The sequence below is a fragment of the Methylobacterium sp. DB0501 genome (genome assembly GCF_011043735.1).
In the GTDB taxonomy this organism is placed as follows: Bacteria; Pseudomonadota; Alphaproteobacteria; order Rhizobiales; family Beijerinckiaceae; genus Methylobacterium; species Methylobacterium alsaeris.
Genome location: NZ_JAAKGV010000055.1, coordinates 1 through 9,579, shown reverse-complemented (window position 1 = coordinate 9,579; position 9,579 = coordinate 1). Strand labels below are relative to the sequence as shown.

The 9,579-nt window shown below is 71.1% G+C and carries 9 protein-coding genes and 1 pseudogene; 6 read left to right on the top strand and 4 right to left on the bottom strand.

Annotated elements, in window-relative coordinates; all coding sequences use genetic code 11:
• Positions 1–621 (top strand): annotated as a pseudogene (glyA, locus tag G4G93_RS34900) (serine hydroxymethyltransferase); the annotation flags it as partial.
• 422 nt (positions 622–1,043) lie between these two features.
• A complete protein-coding gene (locus G4G93_RS34895; protein WP_246737187.1) occupies positions 1,044–3,077 on the top strand; it encodes a methyl-accepting chemotaxis protein in 2,034 nt (677 codons plus the stop codon).
• A 31-nt stretch (positions 3,078–3,108) separates the two neighbouring features.
• On the opposite strand, the gene aroQ is transcribed toward G4G93_RS34895, so the two are convergent.
• The 4 genes from aroQ to G4G93_RS34875 form a co-directional block, all read right to left on the bottom strand.
• The gene (aroQ, locus tag G4G93_RS34890) at positions 3,109–3,588 is read right to left on the bottom strand and encodes a type II 3-dehydroquinate dehydratase (RefSeq protein WP_165091864.1); all 480 of its coding nucleotides are present in this window, start codon (positions 3,586–3,588) and stop codon (positions 3,109–3,111) included.
• Positions 3,589–3,610: 22 nt separating this feature from the next.
• A complete protein-coding gene (locus G4G93_RS34885) occupies positions 3,611–4,444 on the bottom strand; it encodes a shikimate dehydrogenase (RefSeq protein ID WP_165091862.1) in 834 nt (277 codons plus the stop codon).
• Positions 4,445–4,694: 250 nt separating this feature from the next.
• Positions 4,695–5,504 (bottom strand): sugar phosphate isomerase/epimerase, encoded by an 810-nt coding sequence (locus G4G93_RS34880; protein WP_165091861.1) that lies wholly within the window; start codon positions 5,502–5,504, stop codon positions 4,695–4,697.
• Positions 5,505–5,552: 48 nt separating this feature from the next.
• Positions 5,553–6,245, bottom strand: a complete 693-nt coding sequence (locus tag G4G93_RS34875) for a GntR family transcriptional regulator (RefSeq protein ID WP_165091866.1) — start codon at positions 6,243–6,245, stop codon at positions 5,553–5,555.
• A gap of 466 nt (positions 6,246–6,711) precedes the next feature.
• Between G4G93_RS34875 and G4G93_RS34870 the strand changes: the two genes are divergently transcribed.
• From G4G93_RS34870 to G4G93_RS34855, 4 genes are all read left to right on the top strand, one after another.
• Entirely contained in the window at positions 6,712–7,605 is an 894-nt protein-coding gene (locus G4G93_RS34870) for a dioxygenase (protein ID WP_165091859.1), read from the top strand.
• A gap of 29 nt (positions 7,606–7,634) precedes the next feature.
• A complete protein-coding gene (gene hpaH, locus G4G93_RS34865) occupies positions 7,635–8,417 on the top strand; it encodes a 2-oxo-hept-4-ene-1,7-dioate hydratase (protein ID WP_165091857.1) in 783 nt (260 codons plus the stop codon).
• 7 nt (positions 8,418–8,424) lie between these two features.
• Positions 8,425–9,213: a 4-hydroxy-2-oxoheptanedioate aldolase gene (gene hpaI / locus G4G93_RS34860; RefSeq protein ID WP_165091856.1), complete on the top strand. Its 789-nt coding sequence runs from the start codon at positions 8,425–8,427 to the stop codon at positions 9,211–9,213.
• A gap of 13 nt (positions 9,214–9,226) precedes the next feature.
• Positions 9,227–9,579, top strand: a 353-nt coding sequence (locus tag G4G93_RS34855) for an aldehyde dehydrogenase family protein (RefSeq protein ID WP_165091854.1), incomplete at its 3' end; no start/stop codon positions are given.

Sequence of the window (9,579 nt, the reverse complement as noted above, 5' to 3'; positions counted from 1 at the left end):
CCGTTCCCGCACGCCCACGTCGTCACCACCACGACGCACAAGACGCTGCGCGGGCCGCGCGGCGGCATGATCCTGACCGACGACGAGGCGCTGGCCAAGAAGCTCAACTCGGCGATCTTCCCCGGCCTGCAGGGCGGTCCGCTGATGCACGTGATCGCCGGCAAGGCGGTGGCGTTCGGCGAGGCGCTGCGGCCGGAGTTCAAGGCCTATGCCCGCCAGGTGGTGGAGAATGCCCGGGCGCTGGCCGCGACGATCATCGCGGGCGGCTACGACATCACGTCGGGGGGCACGGACAACCACCTGATGCTGGTGGATCTGCGCGCCAAGGCGTTGACCGGCAAGGCGGCGGAGGCGGCGCTCGGCCGGGCGGGGATCACCTGCAACAAGAACGGGGTGCCGTTCGACCCGCAGAAGCCGACGATCACCTCGGGGATCCGGCTCGGCACGCCGGCGGCGACGTCGCGCGGGTTCGGGGTGGCGGAGTTCCAGGCGGTGGGCGAGCTGATCGTGCAGGTCCTGGACGGGCTGCACCGGGCCGGCGAGGGCGGCGATGCCGGCCTCGAGGAACAGGCCAAGCGCCACGTCGTCGCCCTCACCGACCGGTTCCCGATCTACGCCTGACGCCCCCACATCGCGGTCTCGCGCGCGGGACCGTTCATCACAGTCCGAAGGCGCGGGATCCCCTCCCCCACGGGAGGCGGGTCCCGCGCCTTTGACTCGATCCGGGATCGGTCGTTCGCCGGAGCGTCCCGGACGGCTCGGTTGCGGTCGGAGCGCGGTTCAGACCCGCGCGGTTCCGGCGTCGAACGCGTCTCCCGGCACGCGCCATCGATGGGGTCGAGCCGTCGAGATCGTGACGACGTCGGCAAAACCGGACGGGACATCGGAAAAATGTCCTGATTCCCATTACTTCCAAGAAACCTTCGAAATAAAAACTCTCCAATTACCTGTTAGATCGCGATCGGGATCGACGGAATTTACCTTCGGTTAAACGATCGGTCCAAAAGTATCGCGTACATGGAATATTAGGGCAGCCGGCGCGTATGAAGTGGACTCTCGCCAACAAGCTCATGGCGATCGCCGGGTCGGCAATCGGCGTGACGCTGCTCGCCTTCACCGGCGTCTCGGGGTGGAACACCGCCGCGCGCACCAACGAGCAGGTCCTGCTTCTCGCCAGCGAGAAGGCTGCGAGCGTCACCGCCCAGACGTCGATCCGGATCGTCGACGCCGTCTCGGCCGGCAATGCCCTGGCGGCGACGCTGTCCGGCTCCATGGGCAGCGAGCCGGTCCGGCGGGCGGACGCGGTCGCCGCCCTCAAGACCCTGCTCCAGCGTTACCCGAACCTGTTCGGCACCTGGATGTCGGACACGACCGACAAGCGGGCCGAGCGTCACCTGGCCGGATCGGGCTTCGAGAACGCGGCCGGCGTGTTCACGCCGTACTGGACGAAGACGGACGACGGCACGCTGGCCTTCGCGACCTTCCCGATCGACCCCGCCCAGGCCTGGTACCGCGACCCGATCGCCTCCGGGAAGAGCCTGCTCGTCGAGCCCTACGTGACGAGCCAGGGCCAACTCGTCACCTCGGTCTCCGCCCCCCTCTCGGTGAACGGGCGCGTCGTCGGCGTCGCCGGGGTCGATATCAGGCTGAGCTGGCTCGCCGACATGCTGGCGGCCCTGCGCCCCTTCGACGGCGGGCGCGTCATGATGCTGTCGCAGGCCGGCCAGTGGATCGTGCCGCCGGAGAGCGGCCTGCTGATGAAGCCGTATGACGGCGTCGGCGCGCCGGAGGTCAAGGCGGCCCTCTCGGACGGGCGCGCCCGCATCCTGCGGGGGGGCCCGGACGGCGCGGTCCGCCTCGTCTACCCCTTCACCCAGCCGGGCATGAACACGACCTGGGCGCTCGTCCTGGACGTGCCGGCCCAGGCGTTCACCGGCCCGACCACCGCGCGCATCCTGGAGACCGCGCTCGCCGGGCTGCTCATCCTGGCGGTGCTCCTCGGCGTCCTGTTCGCGACCGCCCGCAGCCTGATCAAGCGGCCCCTGGAGCGGTGCCTGGCGACGATCGAGGCGCTGATCGACCGCCGCTACGACGTCCGGATCGACGAGACCGGCCGCTCCGACGAGATCGGGCGGATCAATGCGGCGCTGACGGTCTTCCGCGACACGGCGCATCGGGCGGACGCGCTGACGGGCGAGCACGAGGCGGAGCAGCGCCGCCGCGTGGCGCGCTCCGCCCGCGTCGATCAGCTCGTGCGCGGCTTCCAGGACCGGATCGCCGGGGCGCTCGGCGTCGTCACCTCCGCGGCGACGGAACTCGACGCCACCGCCCGGGCGATGACCGAGCTGGCCGACGCCACCAACGGCCGGGCGGTCGCGTCGAGCGCGGCGGCGGAGCAGACGGCGGCCAACGTCCAGACCGTGGCGGCGGCGGCCGAGGAGATGGTCTCGTCGCTGCAGGAGATCGAGCGGCAGGTGCTGCGCTCCAACGACGTCGCATCCCAAGCCCTGCAGGAGGCCGAGGCGACCGGTGCCGCGATGGCGGGCCTGAGCGTCGCTGCCGAGCAGATCGGGGCCGCCGTCACCACCATCGCGTCGATCGCCAGCCAGACGAACCTGCTGGCGCTCAACGCCACGATCGAGGCCGCCCGGGCCGGCGAATCGGGCCGCGGCTTCGCGGTCGTGGCCGCCGAGGTCAAGCAGCTGGCGAGCCAGACGAGCCGCGCCACCGACGAGATCGGCGGCCAGATCACGGCGATCCAGGCCGCCACAGGCCGGGCCGCGGAGGCGATCCGCCAGGTCGGCCGCACCATCGCGGGCATGAACGAGATCAGCGCGGCGATCGCCTCGACGGTGACCGAGCAGGCGGCGGCGACGAGCGAGATCGCCCGCAACGCGGGCGAGGCGGCACACGGCACCCGGGACGTGTCGGAAAACGTGGCCTGCGTGCTGGCCTCGTCCGGCGAGACCGGCGCCGCCGCCGGCCAGGTCCTCTCGGCCGCCGCCGAGCTGGCTTCGCAATCGCTGAGCGTGAAGCAGGAGATCGACGGGTTCCTGCAGGGGATCCAGGCGGCGTGAGACCGCCTCGGGGCGATGGCTTCCGCGAGCGCTATGACGAACCCGCGACGGCGGAGCCTTGGTCCGCGATCAGCTGGGCGACCCGGCGCAGGGCGAGCCCGTACCCTTGCGTGCCCAGGCCCGCGATCACCCCGTCGGCGCGCAGCGAGACGTAGGAGTGATGGCGAAACGCCTCGCGCTTGTGCACGTTCGAGATGTGCACCTCGATCACCGGCGCCTCGAACGTGTTGAGCGCGTCGAGGATCGCCACCGAGGTGTGGGTGAAGGCCGCCGGGTTGATGACGATCCCGCCCGCCGTCTCGCGCGCCTCGTGGATCCAGTCGACGATCTCGTATTCGCGGTTCGACTGGTGGAAGCGGATCTCCAGCCCCAGCTCGCCGGCGAGCGTCCGGCACGAGGCCTCCACGTCCGCCAGCGTCTCGCTGCCGTAGATGTGCGGCTGGCGCTTGCCGAGCAGGTTCAGGTTCGGGCCGTTCAGCACGTAGACGAGGCGGCGTGGTGCGAGGCTCATGGCGGGTCTCCTCCGGGGGTCCTCAATACGACAGGCGGGCGACCGCCCGCAGCTCCTCGGCGGTGGTGGTGCCGAAGCCGAAGAATTCCAGGTAGGCGGGGATCTGCTCGAACAGCATGTCGGTCCCGACCTGGATCGGGCAGCCCTTCTCCAGGGCGGCGCGCAGGAACGGCGTATGCTCCTGCTTCATCACCACCTCGCCCACGAAGGTGCCGGGCGCGATGCGGGCGACGTCCATCGGCAGGGGGTCGCCGTCCTTCATGCCCAGCGGCGTGGCGTTGACCACGACGTCGTAGCCGGCGGGGTCGTTGCTGCCGGTGACGATCCCGAGCGCCGGATAATGCTCGCGCAGGCGTCCGGCCAGGGCCTCGGCGACCGCCGGATCGCGGTCGCAGACCCCGATCCCCGCGATGCCGGCCGCGGCCAGCGAGGCCGCGATGGCCGAGCCGACCCCGCCGCTGCCGACGACCAGGACGCGGGCGCCGGCGAGGTCGCGGCCCTTGCGCTGGATCCCGCGCACGAAGCCGGCGCCGTCGAACATGTCGCCCACGAGCCTGCCGTCCGGGCGCCGCAGGACCGCGTTGCAGGAGCCGGCGATCCGGGCGGTGGTGCTGACCTCGTCGAGGAGCCCGATCGTGGTGATCTTGTGCGGCATGGTGACGAGGGCGCCGCGGATGTTGGTGAGCCGGAACAGCGACCGGAACACCTCCGGATAATCCTCGGCCTTGACGCCCATCGGCATCACCACGGCGTCGATGCCGCGCGTCTCGAACCAGGGATTGTAGATCATCGGCGCCTTGAACGACTCGGTCGGGTAGCCGAGATGGGCGATCAGCGTCGTGGTGCCTCGGATCATGGCGTTGCCTCCTGGTGATGCAGAGAGGGGCGGCCGGGAAGCCGCCCCCTGTCGATGCTGCGCGGCGGGCGGCGGGCCTCCGCTTGCCGGGCGCACGCCTCGGCGTCCGGTCGGTCTCGCGCGCGGCCGCGATCGGACCCCCGCGATGGCGCAGGGATCATGACGAAGATCGCGAGGGGAACCCAGCCGTCCCGGCCCTGCAGCGCCGATCCGGACGCCGGCACAGGGCGGCCGCGGCGTCACGCGGGCGTCAGCCGGCGAGCAGCCGCCGGGCCGCGGCGAGATTCGCCCGCACGTGCTCCTCGGGCGAGGCGGCGCCGGTGATCGGCACCTCGATCGAGAGGGATGTCGTCGCCGGCAAGGCCGCGACCAAGGCCGCCAGGGGCAGCGCCCCTTCCCCCGGGGCCAGGCGCCCCGCCCGGGCCTCCTGGATGATCGCGTCCGCCGATCCGGGCCTTTCGGCAGGCGCGTCGCAGAGCTGCGCATGGCGGATGAGGTGAGCCGGCACGGCGCGCACGTCCTCGGGCGATCCGCCGGTGCGGGAGAGATGGAGCGCGTCGACGAGGACGCCGCCATTCGACCGGCCGGCGGCCTCGACCACCCGGACGGCGTCGGGCAGGCTCGCGACCCGGCGCCAGGCCATGCATTCGAGATCGACGCCCATGCCGAAGCCGGCCGCGAGGTCGCACAGCTCGGCGAAGCGGGCGACGAGGCGCGGGCGGTCGGCATCGTCGCCGCAGACGCTCAGGCGCCGGGCGCCGAGCCCGGCCGCGGCCTCGAGCATGCCGGAGAGCGAGGCCGGGACGAAATCCTCACCGAGCGTCACGAACTCGATGTCGTGGACGCGCATCCCCTCGTCGGCGAGCGCCCGGCGCATCGCCCGGAAGGCGTCGCTGCCGGTCGGCAACTCGTAGAACGGGGCCCCCGGAAAAGCCGGGTAGAGCCGCAGGCCCAGAGCGGCGCAGCCGGTCCCGGCCGCGAGCCGGACGAGGTCGACGGGCGACACCCCGATGCAGGTGAAGTGGGCGAGGCCGAGCGGCCAGTCGGGAGAGGTGTGCATGGAACGCTCGAAGGATGGGAGGCTCGCACGATCGCGGCGGGCGTGCGCTCAAGGCGCGAGCTTGTCGGCGAGGTGCCGCTGGAGGTTGGTGCCCGTGCGGTGGATGTGCTCGCGCAGACGGTCGCAGGCGAAGTCGGCGTCGCGGGCGACCGCGCCCTGCGCGATCTCGCCGTGCTCGTGGGCGACGTTGCGGTCGCCGCCGGGCGTGCGGCGCAGGAACGAGCGCCGGTAGCGGTCGTTCAGGCTCAGCAGCACGCGGCAGAAGTTCAGCAGCAGCGGCATGCGGCAGCCGTCGATCAGCGTGAGGTGGAACTCCCGGTGGTACGATTCCCACCGCTCCAGCGTGTCGGGCGTGCTCGGGTCGCGCTCGATCCGGTTCATGCGGTGGAGGGCCCGCATCACGTCGCCCTCCCAGTCCACCGTGCCGATCGCGATCGCCTGGCGCAGAGCCAGAACCTCGAACTCCTCGCGCAGCCGCGTGATCTCTTCCAGGTTCGAGAGCGAGACCGGCGCGACGCGGTAGCCGCGATTGTCCTCGAACACCACGAGCCCGTCGGAGATCAGCCGGGCAAGCGCCTCGCGCAGCGGGCTCAGCGAGACCCCGAAGCTGCCGCGGGCGCGCTCCAGGTTGATCTTGCTGCCCGCCTCGAGCTGGCCGGACACGATCGCCTCGCGCAGCCGGTCGACCAGCTGGCTCGCCATCGTGTTCTTGCCGTCATCGACCAGGGCGAGGCCCGGCATAGGCGGTCGGGGCACGGCCGATCCGGGATCGGGCCGCACCCCGTCCCGGTCACCCGCAGCGCGTCGGCGCCTCGCCTCGGTCACAACGCGTCTCCCCGACAGCGCGATTCGGTTCTTCGTCGACGATCCATATGAAAAACGATTTTTTCTGTCAAACGCGATGATGCCGATCGCGGTCGCGCTGGTCCCGGCGCGTCCGGACGCCCTCCGACATCCCCCAATGACCCGGACCTGCCGGGCGCTCGTGGAATAAGCGAGAAGCCAAGTATCACTCATAGTTTAACACGATATTTTATCATCCGAAGACGCCGGGCAACGCTCTCCCGACCCCGTTGCCGACACCCCACCGGACCGTCCGACCCTCCGGCACGCCCGGCAGGACGCATCGGCATCACCCCCGAACAATCGCTTCTTGACGAATAATCGATGATATGGGACCAGAGCGCCGAGTCAGGGAGGCCGATCCATGCGCATCGAGCGCCAGCAGGACGTGACGCCTGCAGTTCTGGACGTCATGGCGCGGACGCGCGACCCGCGCCTGCGCGAGATCATGACCTCGCTCATCACCCACCTGCACGGCTTCGTCCGCGACGTGCGCCTCACCGAGGCCGAGTTCCGCGACGCCACCGCGATCCTCAACGAGATCGGGGCGCTCGCCTCCGACACCCATAACGAGTTCGTGCTGATGGCCGGCTCGCTCGGCGTGTCGTCCCTCGTCTGCCTGCTCAACAACGGCGACCACGGCAACACCGAGACCTCGCAGTCGCTGCTCGGGCCGTTCTGGCGCCTCAACGCCCCGCGGGTGGAGAATGGCGGCACCATCGTGCGCTCCGACACGCCGGGCGACGCGCTCTTCGTCACCGCCCGCGTGGTGGACGGCGAGGGCCGGGCGATCGTGGGAGCGGAGGTCGACGTCTGGCACGCCTCGCCGGTCGGCCTCTACGAGAACCAGGATCCCGAGCAGGCCGAGATGAACCTGCGCGGCAAGTTCACCACCGATGAGGAGGGCCGGTTCTGGTTCCGCTCGGTGATGATGATCGGCTACCCCATCCCCACCGGCGGGGTCGTCGGCAGGCTGCTGGCGGCCCAAGGGCGCCACCCGATGCGCCCGGCCCACCTGCACGCCCTGATCTTGAAGCCGGGCTTCAAGGTTCTGATCTCGCAGGTCTACGACGCGAACGACCCGCATATCGACTCCGACGTGCAGTTCGGCGTGACCAAGGCCCTCGTCGGCGACTTCGTGCGCCACGACGAACCGCGCCCGGACGCGGCCGATGTCGCGGCGCCCTGGTACTCCCTCGACTACACCTACGTCATGGAGCCCGGCGAGGCCGTGCTGCCGCGCCCGCCGATCAAGTGAACCCGACGACATCTCTGGAGCGACGTACCGTGCTGAGCGACGACGACCACCGCAAGGCCGCCGAGGCCATCCTGAAGGCCGAGCGCGAGCGGGTACCCTGCCCGCAGCTCTCCAAGACCTTTCCCGGCATGGAGATCGCGGATGCCTACCGGGTCCAGGACCTCTGGGCCGAGGCGCGGATCGCCGCCGGCGCACGGCTCGCCGGCCACAAGATCGGCCTGACCTCGCGCGCCATGCAGATGGCCTCGAAGATGACCGAGCCGGATTACGGCCGCATCCTCGACGACGCCCTGTTCAACGACGGCGCCCAGATCCGCACCGACCTGTTCATCAAGCCGCGGCTCGAGGTGGAACTCGCCTTCATCATGGGCGAGGACCTGTCCGGGCCGGGCTGCCGCATCTACGACGTGATGCGGGCGACCGAGTTCGTGGTCCCGGCGCTGGAAATCATCGATTACCGGACCGAGGTGCCGCGGGCGATCGTCGACACCATCGCCGACAACGCCGCCTTCGGCGCCATCGTGGTCGGCGGGCGCACGATCCGTCCCTTCGACGTCGACGTGCGCTGGATCGGCGCGACGTTGTCGCAGAACGGCATCATCGAGGAATCCGGCGTCTCGGCCGCCATCATGGGCCACCCGGCCGCCGGCATCGCGTGGCTGGTCAACAAGCTCGCGGCGGTCGATGCGGGGCTGAAGAAAGGCCAGATCGTGCTCGGCGGCTCGTTCACCCGCCCCGTCGACATCAGACAAGGCGACGTGATCCAGGCCGATTACGGCCCGCTCGGCGCCATCGGCGTCTCGTTCGTCTGAGGCGGCGATGTCCCTTCCGGAGAACCGCTTCAAGCGCGCCTTGCGCGAGGAGCGCCAGCAGATCGGCCTGTGGTGCAGCCTGCCGGGCTCCTACGCGGCTGAGGCCGTGGCGGGGTCGGGCTACGACTGGCTGCTCTTCGACACCGAGCACTCGCCGGGCGATCCGCTCACCGTGCTGGCGCAGCTCCAGGCGGTGGCACCCTACCCCGTCTCGGCGGTGGTGCGGCCCGCCGCCAACGACACGGTGCTGATCAAGCGCTTCCTCGATCTCGGCGCGCAGACCCTGCTGATCCCCTACGTGCAGGACGCGGACGAGGCGCGGGCCGCCGTCGCGGCGACGCGCTACCCGCCCGAGGGACTGCGCGGCGTGTCGGGCCTCACCCGCGCCACGCGGTTCGGGCGGGTCCCGGGCTATGCCAAGCGGGCCGCCGAGGAGATCTGCCTGCTGGTGCAGGTCGAGACCCAGGCCGCGCTCGACCGGCTCGAAGAGATCTGCGCGGTCGAGGGCGTCGACGGCGTCTTCGTCGGGCCGGCGGACCTGGCGGCGAGCCTCGGCCATGTCGGCGAGCCCGGCCACCCCGAGGTGGTCGCCGCGGTGGAGGATGCGGTCCGCCGCATCCGCGCGGCCGGCAAGCCCGCCGGCATCCTGACCCCCGACCCCACCTTCGCGAAAACCTGCATCGACCTCGGCACCACCTTCACGGCGGTGGCCATCGACGTGGGCGTGCTCGCCCGCGGCACCGAGGCCCTGGCGAGCCAGTTCAAGGCGGGCCGGACCCGCACCGCTTTTCTGTAGAACAGGACGACCCATGCCGACCGAGATCGCCCACTTCGTCGACGGCGCACGCATGCCCGGCCGCAGCGGCCGCACCGCGCCGGTCTTCAACCCGGCCACCGGCGAGCAATCGGGCACCGTCGCGCTGGCGAGCGCCGACGAGGTCGGGGCGGCCGTCGCCGCCGCCCGGCGCGCCTTCCCGGCCTGGGCCGCGACCCCGCCGCTGCGCCGCGCGCGCATCCTCAACACGTTCCTGCGCCTGCTGGAAGAGCGCATCGACGTCCTCGCCGCGGTGATCACCGCCGAGCACGGCAAGGTCCTCTCCGATGCCAGGGGCGAGATCCAGCGCGGCATGGAGGTCGTCGAGTTCGCCACCGGAGCCCCCCA